The sequence below is a fragment of the Streptomyces sp. NPDC018947 genome (genome assembly GCF_044390505.1).
Classification (GTDB): domain Bacteria; phylum Actinomycetota; class Actinomycetes; order Streptomycetales; family Streptomycetaceae; genus Streptomyces.
On the sequence record NZ_JBIRZD010000017.1, the window covers coordinates 75,671 to 89,514 of the forward strand.

14 protein-coding genes are annotated in these 13,844 nt (G+C 73.4%); 2 read left to right on the forward strand and 12 right to left on the reverse strand.

Going from position 1 to position 13,844, the window contains the following annotated elements:
• The first annotated feature begins 113 nt into the window (after nt 1-113).
• On the forward strand, nt 114-671 hold the full coding sequence (locus ACH499_RS28370) for a MarR family winged helix-turn-helix transcriptional regulator (RefSeq protein WP_399019261.1): 558 nt from the start codon (nt 114-116) through the stop codon (nt 669-671).
• Between the two features lie 18 nt (nt 672-689).
• Here the strand turns inward: ACH499_RS28370 and ACH499_RS28375 are convergent, their stop codons facing one another.
• The 11 genes from ACH499_RS28375 to ACH499_RS28425 all read right to left on the reverse strand — a co-directional run bounded on the left by ACH499_RS28375 (nt 690) and on the right by ACH499_RS28425 (nt 10,776).
• A complete protein-coding gene (locus ACH499_RS28375; protein WP_399019263.1) occupies nt 690-1,721 on the reverse strand; it encodes a Rieske 2Fe-2S domain-containing protein in 1,032 nt (343 codons plus the stop codon).
• A gap of 1 nt (nt 1,722) precedes the next feature.
• On the reverse strand, nt 1,723-1,947 hold the full coding sequence (locus ACH499_RS28380) for a recombinase-like helix-turn-helix domain-containing protein (protein ID WP_399019265.1): 225 nt from the start codon (nt 1,945-1,947) through the stop codon (nt 1,723-1,725).
• An 18-nt stretch (nt 1,948-1,965) separates the two neighbouring features.
• The gene (locus tag ACH499_RS28385; protein WP_356205137.1) at nt 1,966-2,916 is read right to left on the reverse strand and encodes a PDR/VanB family oxidoreductase; all 951 of its coding nucleotides are present in this window, start codon (nt 2,914-2,916) and stop codon (nt 1,966-1,968) included.
• Between the two features lie 14 nt (nt 2,917-2,930).
• Entirely contained in the window at nt 2,931-4,562 is a 1,632-nt protein-coding gene (locus ACH499_RS28390; RefSeq protein ID WP_399019268.1) for a thiamine pyrophosphate-binding protein, read from the reverse strand.
• 9 nt (nt 4,563-4,571) lie between these two features.
• Entirely contained in the window at nt 4,572-5,363 is a 792-nt protein-coding gene (locus ACH499_RS28395; protein WP_399019270.1) for an SDR family oxidoreductase, read from the reverse strand.
• 70 nt (nt 5,364-5,433) lie between these two features.
• Nucleotides 5,434-6,186, reverse strand: a complete 753-nt coding sequence (locus ACH499_RS28400) for an SDR family oxidoreductase (RefSeq protein ID WP_399019273.1) — start codon at nt 6,184-6,186, stop codon at nt 5,434-5,436.
• Complete coding sequence (locus tag ACH499_RS28405) at nt 6,179-6,700, reverse strand: cupin domain-containing protein (RefSeq protein WP_399019275.1); 522 nt, start codon at nt 6,698-6,700, stop codon at nt 6,179-6,181. The genes ACH499_RS28400 and ACH499_RS28405 overlap by 8 nt, the downstream gene beginning before the upstream one ends.
• Nucleotides 6,701-6,705: 5 nt before the next feature.
• On the reverse strand, nt 6,706-7,509 hold the full coding sequence (locus ACH499_RS28410) for an alpha/beta hydrolase (protein WP_356205142.1): 804 nt from the start codon (nt 7,507-7,509) through the stop codon (nt 6,706-6,708).
• Nucleotides 7,506-8,306 (reverse strand): aspartate dehydrogenase domain-containing protein, encoded by an 801-nt coding sequence (locus tag ACH499_RS28415; RefSeq protein WP_356205143.1) that lies wholly within the window; start codon nt 8,304-8,306, stop codon nt 7,506-7,508. The genes ACH499_RS28410 and ACH499_RS28415 overlap by 4 nt, the downstream gene beginning before the upstream one ends.
• Nucleotides 8,303-9,265 carry a VOC family protein gene (locus ACH499_RS28420; protein ID WP_399019278.1) on the reverse strand — a complete coding sequence of 321 codons (963 nt, stop codon included), beginning with the start codon at nt 9,263-9,265 and terminating at the stop codon, nt 8,303-8,305. Before ACH499_RS28420 ends, ACH499_RS28415 begins: the two co-directional genes overlap by 4 nt.
• A 23-nt stretch (nt 9,266-9,288) precedes the next feature.
• Nucleotides 9,289-10,776, reverse strand: a complete 1,488-nt coding sequence (locus tag ACH499_RS28425) for an aldehyde dehydrogenase family protein (protein WP_399019280.1) — start codon at nt 10,774-10,776, stop codon at nt 9,289-9,291.
• A 381-nt stretch (nt 10,777-11,157) separates the two neighbouring features.
• Here ACH499_RS28425 and ACH499_RS28430 point away from each other — a divergent pair, with 381 nt between their 5' ends.
• Entirely contained in the window at nt 11,158-12,558 is a 1,401-nt protein-coding gene (locus tag ACH499_RS28430) for an MFS transporter (RefSeq protein WP_356205146.1), read from the forward strand.
• A 146-nt stretch (nt 12,559-12,704) separates the two neighbouring features.
• Here ACH499_RS28430 and ACH499_RS28435 read toward each other — a convergent pair whose 3' ends face one another.
• Entirely contained in the window at nt 12,705-13,505 is an 801-nt protein-coding gene (locus ACH499_RS28435; RefSeq protein WP_399019282.1) for a peptidoglycan DD-metalloendopeptidase family protein, read from the reverse strand.
• Between the last annotated feature and the right edge of the window lie 339 nt (nt 13,506-13,844).

Here is a 13,844-nt window from a genome sequence, read left to right on the forward strand (position 1 = left end):
AGATCACCGCCACCGCGCCATCGGCCTCGGCGGCCGCTGCACGGTGCGCCGCGGACGCCGATTTCCCTCAGGGCTAAGATTTCAGCACCGAACACATGCCGCGAAGGGAAGACATGGCTCAGGGGAGGGCGGCGAAGCGGCCGGACGCCGTGGCGGGGATCGTCGGGGACTGGGCGCGGGAGCGGCCCGAACTGGACACCTCTCCGCTGGAGGTACTCGCCCGGCTGCACCGGTCCTATCTGCAGTACCAGTCGCGGATGGCCTCACGGCTCGACGAGCACGGGTTGTCCGTGGCCGGGTTCGACGTGCTCACCGCACTGCGCCGGGCCGGAGCCCCGTACCGGCTGACCGCGGGGCAGCTCGCGGACTCCGGGCTGGTCTCCTCGGCGGGCGTGACCCTGCGTCTCGACCGGCTCGAGAAGGACGGCCTGCTCGTGCGCGAACGCGACGCCGGTGACCGGCGTGTGGTGTACTCGCGGCTCACCGAGGCCGGGCTGGCCAAGGTGGACGAGGTGTTCGCCGAGCACCTGGAGAACGAACGCCGGATGCTCGGCGGGCTCTCACCCGCCGAGCGTCGTCAACTGAGCCGTCTGCTGTCCAGGCTGGAGCGTTCGATCGTGGAGTCCGACGACGCCCCGGCCGGGCGGACGGACCGCACCGGGACGGGCTGAGCGCCGCCCGCGGCACGCTCACCCGGCGGCGGTCACCGCCTCCGCCGTCGACTGCCTCCTGGCCTGGGCCTGGTAGAGGCGGCGCAGGCGGACCACGCCCAGGTCGTGCTGGTAGAGGTTTTCGTGCTGGTCGGCGTCCGCGGGCATGCTTTCGAGGATGGCGCGGTCCTGTTCCAGAACCTCCCAGTGGCGGGCCTCGATGAGGGTCTTGTAGAGGAACCGCCAGGTGTCGCGCCGCCAGTCGCTCACCTTCCGGTAGCGCCAGAAGAAGACGCCCGTGCGTCCGGCGTCCACCGGGCAGGCCATGCCGACGATGCCGAACGGGCCGCCGGGTCCCGCCGACGGCGGGTAGGGGATGGACAGGTCCACCCAGTCCACGCCGGTGTGGCACAGCTCGACCCAGTCGAAGTTGACGCCGCGCTGGTCGGTCTTCTCGAAGAAGTAGCCGCGCTCGGTCTCCCGGATGCGGAACTTGGCGGACGTGTCGCCGGCGAACATGGTGTGCGACTCGGAGTGCAGGAACGCGCCGTGCATCGGGTCGAGCAGGTTCTCCATGGCGAAGCGCCAGGGGACGTTCCACTCGGCGTAGCAGAGGAAGGCCGAGATCTCCGGGTCGGCCAGCGGGCCGGGGAGGGTGAGCTCCACCGGGTCGGGGTGCTCCTCGTCGCCGAAGTAGGCGAGGATCGCGCCGCCGGCCTCGCGGACGGGCAGGGAGGCGACGAGGGTCTTGCCCTCCAGGTTGCAGCCGGGCAGGCCGGGGACCGAGGTGACCGTCCCGGTGCCGTCGACCTCGACGCCGTGGTACCAGCAGGCGACCCGGTCGCCGAGGTGCTTGCCGAGGGACAGGGGCGCCCCGCGGTGGGGGCAGCGGTCGGCGAGCATGGAGAGGGCGCCGTCCGGCTTGCGGAAGAGCAGCCAGTTCTCGCCGAGGGCGGTCACCCTGCGCATGCCGCCGGGCTCGACGAAGCGGGACGGGACGACGGGGTGCCACTGGTTGCGCAGGCCGTGCGCGTAGATGTGGTCGGCGGTGTCGCGGGTCGAGAGGGTCATGTCAGGCTCCCAGGCGGTGCATCTCGGCGCGGAAGGACTCCTCGGTCCAGGGCTCGCCCGTGGGCGTGCGCAACTGGCGCGAGTTGAGGCCGTCGATCACGTCGGACAGCTCGTGACCGTCCTTGGTGAAGATGTCCTCGAGGGTGCGCGCGAGCTTGGTCTCGTACGGGGTGGGCTCGTGGTCGCGGGTCTGGTGGGGTTCCAGGAAGGGCCAGGTCGCGGGCATCGGGTTCTCCGTGAGGGGTCAGAGGTTCAGGACGAGGCGGTCCGAGGCGCAGCGCGAGACGCAGATCATCATCGTCTCGCCGGTGGCGCGTTCGGCGTCGCTGAGCAGGAAGTCGCGGTGGTCGGGGGTGCCGCCCAGGACGCGGGTCTCGCAGGAGCCGCAGATGCCGTCGCGGCAGGAGGAGGCGACGCTCAGCCCGGCGTTCTCGGCGGCCTCCAGGATGGAGGTGCCGGGGCCGACGTTCAGGGTCACCCCGGAGGTCCGGCACTCGACCTCGAAGGCGCTGTCGTCGCCGTCGTCGCGTGCCACGGCCGGCGCCGCGAAGCGCTCGGTGCGCAGTTGCCCTTGCGGCACCGCCTCCTCGACGGCCTTCAGCAGCGGCTCGGGACCGCAGCAGTACACCAGCGTGCCGGCCGGCAGGTCCGCGAGGATGCCGGCCACGTCGATGTGGCCCTGTTCGTCCTGGGGTACGAGGGTCACCTCGCCGCCCCCGAGCGCGGCGAGTTCGCCGCCGAACGCCATCGAGGCGCGCGTACGGCCGCCGTGGACCAGTCGGTACGGGATGCCGTCCCGCTCGGCGCGGCGGGCCATCGGCAGGATCGGTGTGATGCCGATGCCGCCGGCGACGAAGACGTAGGAGGCGGCCGGTTCGAGGGCGAAGTGGTTGCGCGGCCCGGCCACGCGCACCGTCTGGCCGGGCCGCACCTTGGTGTGCACGTGGCGGGAACCGCCGCGTGAGGACGGCTCGTCGAGGATGCCGAGCCGGTAGACCCCCGTGTCCTGCGGGTCGCCGCACAGGCTGTACTGGCGGATGTGGCCGCCCGTGCGCAGGTCCAGGTGCGCGCCCGGCGTCCAGGCGGGCAGCGGCTTGCCGTCCGGGTGGACGAGTTCGACGGAGAGGACTCCGTCCGCCTCCCAGGTCATGCGGTGGACGAGGAGGTCCAGTTCCTGCTCTTCGGTGGTGCTCATGTCGGCGGGCCTCCCTACCGGGTGGGGATCTTGACGGGCGGGGTGAACGGGTTCTTCATGGGGCCGAGCGCGGCCAGGTCGACCTCGACGAGGGTGGGCCCGTCGGAGGCGAGGGCCACGTCGACGACCTTCGCGGCCTCGCTCGCGTCGCCGATCCGCGCGTACGGGAGGGAGCAGGCGGCGGCGAGCCGAGCGAAGTCGGGGGTGAACAGGTCCACACCGGAGCGGCGTTCGGTGTAGGTGGCCTGCATGTTGCGCAGCACTCCGTAACCGCCGTCGTTGAAGACGATCAGGGTCAGCCGGGGCCGCTCCTGGGCGAGGGTGAGCAGTTCGCCCAGGTGGACGGCGAGCCCGCCGTCCCCGGCGATGACCACGGTGGGTTCGCCGGGGCGGGCGAGGGCGGCGCCGATGCCCATGGCGAGGCCCTGGCCGATGCCGCCGCCGCGCGGGAAGACGTTGGCCCGCGGATCGTGGATCGGCAGCAGGCGGTTGCCCCAGGCCGACGAGGGGATGGTCACGTCCCGGGCGACGACGGCGCCGCGTGGCAGGGCGGCGGCGAGGGCGTCGCAGATCGCCGCCTGGGGGCCGATGGCGTCGTGGAGGGTGGCCCGCACCCGCCCGCGTACCTGCCGCACCCGGGCCGTCCAGTCCGCGTCGGCCGGTGTTGCCGCCTCGGTGAGCCGGGGCAGGACCGCCCTCGCGTCGCCGTGGAGGGCGTGCCGGGCCGGGTGGACGCGGCCGAGAGCGGCGGCGTCGACGTCGATCTGGATGTGTGCCTCGGGGAGCGGGAGCCCGTAGTCGGCGGTCTCGTTGGAGCGGAAGTGGGTGCCGACGGTGACGAGGACGTCCGCGTCCGCGAGCAGGGACCGCGCGGGCGCGGTGGTGGCGAAGTTGCCGATGACCTGGTCGTGGTCCTCGGGGACGGAGCCCCGGCCGGAGTTGGAGGTGAGCAGGCCGGCGCCGGTCGCCTCCAGCAGGGCGAGGAGCTGGTCGCGGGCGGTGGCCGCGCCGCCGCCGGCCCAGATCAGCGGGCGGCGCGCGGAGGCCAGCAGGTCGCGTGCCGCCGTCAGTGCGGAGGCGTCCGGCACCGGGACTTCCCGGGCGGGCGGGCCGTCGCCGTCGTCCTCCTGGGCCGCGTACTGCAGGTCGATCGGCCACTCCACGCTCGCGGGCCCGCCCGGCGCGGTGAGCGCGGCGGCGGACGCCTCGCGCAGGACGCGGCCCGCGTCCTGGGCGGAGGTGACGGTCGCGGCGTACTTCGACACCGCGGTGAGCATGCCGAGCTGGTCCTTGGTCTCGTGGATGAAGCCGCGCCCGCTGCCGAGGTACGCGGACTCGACCTGCCCGGTGATGTGCAGCACCGCCGTCCCCGAGGACAACGCCTCGATCAGGGACCCCGCGGCGTTGCCGGCGCCGGTGCCGGTGGAGGTGAGCGCGCAGCCGATCGAGCCGCGGGCCCGGCCGTGGGCGTCGGCGGCGTTGACGGCGCTCGCCTCGTGCCGCACCGGAACGAACCGCAGGTGCGGGTCTGCCTCGACGGCCTCCACCAGCGGGAGGTTGTGCACGGACACGATGCCGAACACCGTGTCGACGCCGAGGGACTTGAGGTGGGCGGCCAGGAGTCCGCCCCCGTGGTCGTAACGCATACGAACTCCTCACAGGATGCCGCGGCCGACTCCGCCGCAGACATCGATGCTGGTTCCGGTGATGTAGGAGGCGCGCGGCGAGAGCAGCGAGACGATCGCGTAGGCGACTTCCTCGGCGCGGCCGAGCCGCCCCAGCGCGATGCCCCGGTCGGCGGCGATCTCCGCCTGCCACTGCTCGTACGTGAGCCCGCTGTCCGCCGCGGCGTGGCGGCGGGTCCACTGGCCGGTGTCGACCAGGCCCAGGCAGACCGAGTTGACGCGGATGCCCTCGGGGGCGAGTTCGCGGGCCAGGGAGGCGGAGAGGTTGAGGATGCCGGCGCGGGCGGCGCTGGTCGTGATCAGCCGGGTCTCCGGCTGCTTGGCGAGGACGGCGTTGACGTTGACGATCGCGGCGGCGTCGGAGGCGCGGAGGTGGGGGCGGGCGGCGGTGAGGGGGTTGAGGACGCCCGCGAACTTCAGTTCCAGCTCGTCGCGCCAGTCGTCCGCGGTCGTCTCGTCGAGTGTCTTCATGCGGGACTGGCCGGCGTTGTTGACGAGGCCGTCGAGGCGTCCGCCGAGGTGGGCGGCGGCGTGCTCGGTGAAGTCCCGTACGGCGTCGGCGTCCCGGACGTCGCAGACGCCGGTGTACAGCCGGTCCGGGCCGGCGCCGAGACCGGAGGCGGCCTTGTCGAGCCGGTCGGCGTCGCGCCCGCAGGCCGCGACCCGGGCGCCTTCCGCGAGCAGGGCGCGGACGGTGGCCAGGCCGACGCCGGAGCTGCCGCCGGTGACCAGGACGGTGCGGTCGGCGAGGCCGAGATCCATGGTTACTCCTTGCGGGTGGTCGTGCTGACGGTGGTGCGCAGGGGCGGGGGGCCAGGGTGCGGGCGGGGGTTCAGTGCATGGTGAAGCCGCCGTTGACGGCGATCACCTGCCCGGTCAGGTAGCGGGACTCCTCGTCCAGCAGGTGGGCGACGAGCCCCACCAGGTCGTCGGGCCGCTGCGGCCGCGGGATCGCCCGGTTGGCCGCGTACAGGGCGTGCCGCTCGGCCGGGACGGTCTCGGTCGCCTCGACCTCCGTCAGGCCCGGTGCCACCGCGTTGACGGTGATGCCCCGCTCCCCCAGCTCGCGGGCCATCGCCCGGGTCAGGGCGATGACCGCGCCCTTGGAGGCGATGTAGTGGGCGAGGCGCGGGGAGCCGTAGAGCGCCGCGTCCGAGGCGATGTTGACGATCCGCGCCGGTCCGGGCATCAGCGGCAGCAGGTGCTTGGCGACGAGCCAGGGGCCGCGCGCGTTGACGGCCATCAGCCGGTCCCAGGTGGCGACGTCGATGTCCTGGAACTCCCGGCCGCCCACGCCGTTGGCGAGGGCGGCGTTGTTGACCAGCCCGTACACGGGGCCGCCGGGGGCGAGGCGGGCGGCCAGCGCCTCCACGGAGGCCGGGTCGGCGACGTCCAGCGGCAGGAACCGGGCCTCGCCGCCCGCGTCGCGGATCGCCGCGGCCGTGCCAGAGCCCCACTCCTCGTTCAGCTCGGCGACGACGACCCGGTACCCGTCCGCCGCCGCCCGGCGGGCCATGGCCTCCCCCAGGCCACGGCCCGCGCCGGTCACGACGACCGTGCGACGCCCGGTCGCCGGGTCAGTCACGGGTGACGCCGTACAGCGGGGAGTACTCGGGGTACGTCGGCACCTGCGGCTTGCGGGTGCCGATGATCACGCAGAACAGCGCGTCCGTGTCGCCCTCGTTCTTCAGCGAGCGGGTCACGCCGGCCGGCACCACGATCATGTCGCGGTAGCCGAGGGTGCGGTACTCGGTCTCGTCGGGGCCGCGGTGGATGCCGACGCGGACCTCGCCCTCCAGGACGAAGAAGGCCTCTTCCACGTCGTGGTGGGTGTGGGCGGGGCCCTCGGCGCCGGGCGGCAGCAGCATGTTGGAGAACGTGAAGCCGCCGGAGGGGATGATGCGGCCGTCGTCCTCGTGGTTTCCCGTGGCTCCGGATCCGACGTAGCGGATCTGCGCCCGCCTGTACTGCGGGCCCGCCTTCTCCTGGAAGGACAGGGTGCCCCAGTCCGGTTCGCGGGACGCCTTGGAGGCGATCAGGGAGTCGGTGTACTTGGCGAGGTCCCCGCCGTTGTCGTACTCGGTGGTGGTCAGCGGCATGGTGGTCAGCCCTTCCTGGTGCGGGTGCTGGTGACGATGTGGAGGTGCGAGAGCAGCCAGGCGTTGAAGCGCTCGGGCTGTTCCTGGTTGGCCAGGTGACCGGCGTCCTTGACGATCACGTAGGCGGTCCGGTGCAGACCGCCGGCCAGGACCTGTGAGGCGTCGGGGCCGGTGATCCGGTCCTTCTCCCCGCACAGGACGAGGGTGGGCGCGGTGACGTGGGCGAGTTCGCCGCGCAGGTCGGTGCGGGCCATCGACTCGGCCGCCTGCCGGTAGCCGGGCGGCCGGACCGCGCCGGCCATGGTGTCGACGACGCGTCGAACCAGGTCGGGCGGCGCGTCCTCGGACAGGAGACGGGGGCCGCGCCGCTCCGCGAAGGCGCGCGGGCCGAGGCTCTCCAGCTCGGGGACCCGGGCGCGCATCGCGGCGGCCTTCTCCGGGTCGGTGCCGGAGCCGGGTGTGGAGGCGGCGACGGTGAGGGAGGCGACGAGGCCGGGGTGCCGGGTGGCGAGCCGCAGCGCGATCACGCCGCCCCAGGAGACGCCGACGACGTGGGCCTCGGTGCCACGGGCGCGGATGACGCCGGCGGCGGTGTCCGCGTAGTCGTCGAGGGTCAGGTCCCCTTCGGGGTCGGCCGACCCGGCGTACCCGGGCGCGTCCCAGGCCACCATCCGGTGGGCGCCCGCGAGCGCCTCGGTCTGCGGGGCGAAGGCGGCCGACGAGGAGCCTATGCCGTGCAGGCAGAGCACCAGCGGACCTTCGCGGCCGGCCTCCTCCAGGTGCAGCCCGGCGAGGTCGTGGGCGGTCACAGGATCTGCCCCCGGCGTCCGGCCAGGGCCGCGAGCGAGCGCAGCACGGCGTGGGGGACGACCCCGCTGGTGGCCGGGTTGGCCGCGTCGGGTACGTGGCGCATCTCGAAGCGGTACGAGCCGTGCGGCCCGCTCGCCTCGATCACGTGCGAGGTGTGCGAGGCCGCGGGGTCGGCGACGACGCGTACCCGTACGGCGTCGAGGTCGCCGACCGCGAGTGCCACCGAGGCGGCGACGTTCGTGGACCTGGGGAACTTGACCGGCACGTCACGCGCGGTGCCGCGCATGATCTCCACGGGCGTGGTCGTGGAGCGCAGCCGGGCGAGCGTCTCCTCGTCCATCCAGGGCTGTTCCAGGGTGGACGGCAGCTTGGTGGTGGTCAGCGTGACCTCGCCGAGCGGTCCCATGGCGCGCACGGCCTGCAGCAGGTCGAGCCCGCCGACCGCGCCGCCGGTGAAGTACACCCGGCCGGGCCCGGCCGCCAGGAGCCGCTTCGACAGCTCCTCGTCGGTGAGTGCTCCGGTGGACGCCACGAGCAGGTCCGTGCCGGACGCGAGGATCGCCTCGCCCCATTCCCGTACGACGCCCTGTCCCGCGGCCTCGACGATCAGGTCGCAGCAGGCGAGGGCCTGCTCGACGGTGAGCTGCGGGGCGGGGACGGCGTCGCCGAGCGGCCGGTTGTCGACGATGCCCGCCAGTTCGGCGCCGGGCACCTCGCCCGCGGCGAGCGCGCCGCCGACGGTGCGGCCGATGGCGCCCCAGCCGATGAGTCCGACCTTGCGCGTCGGCCCGTTCATGCCGCCGCTCCTTCGGTGCGGGCGGAGGTGCCCGCGGGGGCGTCCACGGGCGCGACGACGGGTCTGCCGTCCGGCGTGCCCGTCATGTGGGCGCGGATGCGCCGCGACGGCGGGCCCGCGGTCCCCCACAGGTCCGACAGCTCGGGGGTGCGCCGCCACACCTTGCAGATCCAGGTCTCCTCGACGACCTGCGCGACCTCGCTCGTGTACTCGCACACCAGACCGGTGGGGTCGGTGAAGTAGGAGAAGGTGTTGTTGCCGGGGCCGTGCCGGCCGGGTCCCCACTCGGGGGTGATCCCGTGGTGCCGGAGCCGGCCGAGGCCCCGCATGAAGTGGTCGATCGAGGTCATCTCGTAGGCCACGTGGTTGAGGGAGACCCACGGTGCCTGGTTGAAGGCGACGCAGTGGTGGTCGGAGCCGCAGCGCAGGAACGCCATCTGATGCTCGGACCAGTCCGAGACGCGCATGCCGAGCACGTCGCGGTAGAAGGCGACGGAGGCGTCGATGTCGGGAGTGTTGAGGACGGCGTGGGTGACGCCCACCGGCAGGGGCACGTCCCGGCTGCGCCCGGTGACCGCCCAGGTGTCGGCGGACAGTTCGACGAGCCGCCCGTCGAGGTCGTGGAAGCGCAGCCCGTAGCCGCCGCCCACCTGGTCGAGGGGGCCGGGTTCGGTGGCGAGCGCGATGCCGCGGGCCCGGAGCCGGCGTGCGGCCTCGTCGACCTCGGCGGGGGTGCCGAGCGCGAAGACGAGACGGCCCAGGCCGATCGTCTCCGAGCGGGTCAGGTGCAGGGCGTGGTGCTCCTCGCCGGTGCCGCGCAGCCAGCTCGCGCTGTGCTCGGCCTCGACGACCCGCAGGCCCCACACCTCCTCGTAGAAGTCGACGGCCTCGGAGAAGTTCGGGGTGAGCAGCTCGACGGAGCGCAGGGCGCGCAGCCGGCCGATCGGGGGGTGGTTCATAGCGGAATCTCCCAAGGGGTGGGTCAGTTGGCCCAGGGCAGGGGCGTGGTGTCGGTGCCCCAGTACAGGGACTTCTGCCGCTGGTAGGCGCGGATCAGGTCGCGGCCCTTCTCGGTGCCGAGCCCGGAGTCCTTCATCCCGGCGAAGGGGGTGGAGACGGAGAACTGCTTGTAGGTGTTGATCCAGACGGTCCCGGCCTCGATCCGCCGGCCGAGCCGCCAGGCGGCCCGCGCGTCGCGGGTCCAGATGCCGCAGGCCAGCCCGTAGACGGAGTCGTTGGCCTGGGCGACCAGGTCGTCCTCGTCCTCGTAGGGCAGCGCGACGAGTACCGGCCCGAAGACCTCCTCCTGGCAGACGCGGGCCGAGTTCGGCAGGGAGTCGATGACGGTCGGCAGGTAGTAGGCGCCCTTCGCGTACCGCTCGCCCTCGGGCGCGGATCCGCCGCACAGCACCCGGCCGCCCTCCTGACGGGCCAGGTCGACCGCCGCCGCGACGGCGTCGCGGTGCGCGTGGTGCACGAGCGGCGCGACCTGGGTGTCGGGGGACGTGCCCGGGCCGACCCGCAGTCGGCGGACCCGCTCGACCAGTTCGCCGACGAAGGAGTCGTAGCGCGAGGCGTGGACGAAGAGACGTGAACCGGCGATGCAGGACTGGCCGCTGGAGGAGAAGATCCCGTACATCACACCCGCGAGGGCCATTTCGGTGTCCGCGTCCTCGCGCACGATCGTCGGTGACTTCCCGCCCAGTTCGAGCGAGGCGGGGACGAGTTTGCCGGCGGCGGCGCGGGCGATGGCGCGCCCGGTGGCGGTGCCGCCCGTGAAGCCGATCCGGCCGACGAGCGGATGCTTCACGATCGCGTCGCCCACGATGCGGCCCTTGCCCGGCAGGACGGCGAGCAGCGCGGCCGGCAGCCGTTCCCCGGTGAGGACCCGGTGGACGAGGCGTCCGAGGGCGAGGGAGACGAGCGGGGTCCACTCGGCGGGCTTGAGCAGGACCGCGTTGCCGCCGGCCAGGGCGGGGGCGACCTTCTGGGCGTCGGAGGCGATCGGCGAGTTCCAGGGGTTGATCGCCCCGACGACGCCGATCGGTTCGTAGGTGCTCATCGTGACGTAGGGGCCGCGCGAGGGTGTGAGCGCGTCCTCGGCCGTCTCCAGGGCGGCGGCCGTGTACCGGAAGGTGCCTGCGGCGCTCAGCGCGAGGGCGCGGGTCTCACCGAGGGTCTTGCCGGTGTCGGCGGTCTGCAGGGCGGACAGCGCGTCGGCGTTCTCCTCGATCAGGTCGCCGATCCGGTACAGGACCCTGGCCCTGCGATGGGGCGGGAGGTCCCGCCACTCGGGTGCGGCGGCGGCCGCGGCGGCGGCGTGCGCGGCCTCGTCCACGTCGTCCGCCGAGGCGGCGTGGACGGTGGTGATGACGCTGCCGTCGGCGGGGTCCACCGTCCGGACGGGCAGCCCGCCGCCGCGTCGCCAGTGCCCGGCGATGAGGATCTCGTCGGCTGGGATGCGCGGCATGGGGGCCTCCGGGAAAGGACGGTGGGAGAACTCGCGGACAGGACTGGGGCGTTGCCCCGAACCGCGGTGTCTAGGCACTGGGAATCTAAGGGCTTAACTAATTGGGCCGCAAGGGACCCCGGGCGGTGAATTTTTCGCGAGGTCAGGAGTAAGGCTTGCCTAACCGTGGCGGACTACCGGTAGAACTTAAGCCCTGAGACATTCAGCGCCTACACAACTGGGGTCGGCGGCACCGTCCGTGCAGCCCGCCCGTCCCGCCCCGCCGCACCTCTCCAGCCCCTCATCGCCGCCCGGCATGCGGTTGCTCCGCCGTGCCGCACGGCCCGAACCCTCCCGTGCGGGCTCGCGTGTTTCTCACCGTACGGGCACCGGAGACCACACATGACGATCGACGCAGCCCGTGCTGCCACCGGCGGAAAGGGCGACTCCGCCGGCCTCGCGGCCGCCATCGGCGCCCGCTTCGAACGACTGCCCCTGTGCCGCTGGCAGGTGATGGTCCGGCTCGTCGTCGGCGCCGTCACCTTCTTCGAGGCGTTCGACCAGCTCCTGATCGCCTACGCGCTTCCGGATCTGCGCGGCGAGTGGGGTCTCGGCACGACCCGGATCACCGCCCTGATGACCGTCGGCTCGATCGGCATGCTGATCGGCGCGCTGGCCTCGGGCCGGCTCGCGGACCGGATCGGCCGGGTGAAGGTCATCGCCGGCTGCATCGCGCTGTCCGGCCTCTGCAACCTGGCCCTGACGCTCTGCACCTCCCCCGAGCCGTTCATGGCGATCCGCTTCGTCCAGGGCATGGCCATCGGAGGTGAGGTGCCGATCGCGGCCACCTTCATCGCGGAGATCACCCGCGCCCACCGGCGCGGTCGCTTCGTCCTCCTGTACGAACTGGTCTTCCCGGCCGGCCTGACCGCCGGCGCGCTGCTCGCCGCCTGGCTGGTGCCGCTGCTCGGCTGGCGCTGGGTGTTCGGCCTCGCGGCCGTCCCCGGCCTGCTGTGCCTCGCCCTCGCCCGCTGGGTGCCGGAATCACCGCGGTGGCTCGCCGACCACGGCCGGCACGACGAGGCCCTGGCGACGATGGCGTCGATCGAGGAGAAGGTCGAGCGGATCACCGGCGCCCCCCTGCCCGCCCCCGCCCCGGCCCGCCCCGCCGGCCCGCCACCGGGCAGGGGCGGCCTGCGCGAACTGCTCCACGGGAAGTACGGCAGGCGCACACTGGTCGTCGGACTCCTGTGGTTCACGGGCTACTTCGCGAACTACGGCATCACCTCGTGGCTGCCGACCATCTACAAGGACCACTTCGGCCTCGACCTGTCCACGGCGCTCCTCTACTCGACCGTGACGAGCTGCGCGGGCCTGGCCGGCTGCCTGGTCGTCGCCCTCACCGTCGACCGGGTCGGCCGCCGCAACACGGTGATCTGGTGCATGGCGGCGGCGGCGCTCAGCCTGCTGCTCCTCGGCCTGCTCGCCGGCGACTCGGCGACGGGTGTGCTGGCCTGGACGTCCTTGGCCTCCGTCTTCCTCTTCGGCTCCAACATCTGCCTCTACCTGTACACGCCGGAACTCTTCCCCACCCGGATCCGGGCACTGGGCTCCAGCGTGGGCGGCGCGATGAACCGCCTGGGCGTCATCCTCGGCCCGATCGTGGTGGGCGCCCTCTACGCGGGAGGCGCCATCGGCACGGTGTTCGTCGCCCTGGCGGCCGTGGCCCTGGCCGGCTCGCTGACGGCGGCGGCCTGGGCGGAGGAGACGAGCGGCCGCCCCCTGGAGGAGGTCGCACCGTAGGGTCACCGGGCTCCACGACCACGAGCACGACGACCGCGCCCCCGTCCCGCGGGGAGGGGCGCGCAGGGCACCGGGTGCCGTCCCGCCGGACCGCGCGGGGCGGCACCCGCCTGCGGGGCGAGGGCGGCCAGGCGATCAGGCCGGGCTCAGCAGAGTGGGACTCCGGGCAGTTTCGCGTCCGGGTGGTCGATGTAGATGTTGGTGATGAAGCCGTTCTGGTCGAGGAGCTTGCTCCACCAGTTGTTGGTGTAGCCCTCGGCCGTGACGGTGTCGCCCTGCTTCTGGCACACGACGCGCACGGTGGTCGGACCGGAGAGGGTCGTGACGACGGGGGCGCTCAGGCGGGCGTCGGAACGGACGTTCACCCCGGCCCCCCAGGTGCTGAACACGGTGCCTGCACCGCCGCAGCCGTTGTCACTGGTCAGGTAGGCCTGGTGGTAGCTGCCGGGGTACGGGAGCCCGGCGCCGTTGATGACGATGTTCTGTCCCACCCCGTTGAGCAACTGCTCGTAGTGGATGTGCGCCCCCGAGGAGTTGCCCGTGCTGCCGGTGGTGCCGATCTGCTGGCCCTGGGCCACCGAGGTGCCGCTCGGCACGGAGAACGCCGCCAGGTGGAAGTAGTAGGTCGCCCAGCCGCCGCCGTGGTCGATGACGATGTAGTTCCCGGCGCCGTCGGCCTGCCAGTGACGGGTTGCCCGGCCCGCGGCCGACGCGAGCACCGGCGTGCCGGCCGTGGAGCCGCCGTCGGCCCGCACGAAGTCCAGCGCGCGCCGCACCTCGGCCGAGTGGTGGCTGTACGTCCATCGCTGGCCGCAGGGGTAGGGCGCCTTGAAGACGGGGGCGGCCGTCGCACCGGCTTCCCGGGCGTGCGCCGGGGCGGCCGACAGTCCTGCGAACGCCGTCAGGGCCGCGACGGCCAGGACCGCGAGACGTCTGAGGAACCTCACGAGTGCTCCTGGGTGGGGGGGTGGGAGCCCGCACGGGACGCCGGGCCGGGTCGGGTGACACGTCGGGAACGTAACGGCCGATCGTGTCCCTGACAAGCGCCCGTCGCATCCTCGACCGGAAGCGGACGTCCGCTCGCTCTCGGGGACGCGGGCCGCGGTGCCCCGGATCTCGGGGCCGCTGCCGGACGGGATCGCGCTCCCGCCCTCCGTGCCTGACCGGTTCGCGGGCGGGGGCTGACGTGTGCGGTCCCGTGGCCGGGCGCGGGGCCCGGCCCGCCGGGTGCCACGGAACCTCCGGTCCGCGCCGGGCGGGATCCCGATGACGGCCGTCTCGCGGTA

Excerpts from the sequence above, each read along its gene's own strand:
- ACH499_RS28380 (WP_399019265.1), bottom strand. The coding sequence starts at position 1,947 with ATGCCCGCGACCTGGCCCTTCCTGGAACCCCACCAGACCCGCGACCAC.
- ACH499_RS28375 (WP_399019263.1), bottom strand. The coding sequence starts at position 1,721 with ATGACCCTCTCGACCCGCGACACCGCCGACCACATCTACGCGCACGGC.
- ACH499_RS28430 (WP_356205146.1), top strand. The coding sequence starts at position 11,158 with ATGACGATCGACGCAGCCCGTGCTGCCACCGGCGGAAAGGGCGACTCC.
- ACH499_RS28390 (WP_399019268.1), bottom strand. The coding sequence starts at position 4,562 with ATGCGTTACGACCACGGGGGCGGACTCCTGGCCGCCCACCTCAAGTCC.
- ACH499_RS28405 (WP_399019275.1), bottom strand. The coding sequence starts at position 6,700 with ATGCCGCTGACCACCACCGAGTACGACAACGGCGGGGACCTCGCCAAG.
- ACH499_RS28425 (WP_399019280.1), bottom strand. The coding sequence starts at position 10,776 with ATGCCGCGCATCCCAGCCGACGAGATCCTCATCGCCGGGCACTGGCGA.
- ACH499_RS28415 (WP_356205143.1), bottom strand. The coding sequence starts at position 8,306 with ATGAACGGGCCGACGCGCAAGGTCGGACTCATCGGCTGGGGCGCCATC.
- ACH499_RS28385 (WP_356205137.1), bottom strand. The coding sequence starts at position 2,916 with ATGAGCACCACCGAAGAGCAGGAACTGGACCTCCTCGTCCACCGCATG.
- ACH499_RS28420 (WP_399019278.1), bottom strand. The coding sequence starts at position 9,265 with ATGAACCACCCCCCGATCGGCCGGCTGCGCGCCCTGCGCTCCGTCGAG.
- ACH499_RS28395 (WP_399019270.1), bottom strand. The coding sequence starts at position 5,363 with ATGGATCTCGGCCTCGCCGACCGCACCGTCCTGGTCACCGGCGGCAGC.
- ACH499_RS28370 (WP_399019261.1), top strand. The coding sequence starts at position 114 with ATGGCTCAGGGGAGGGCGGCGAAGCGGCCGGACGCCGTGGCGGGGATC.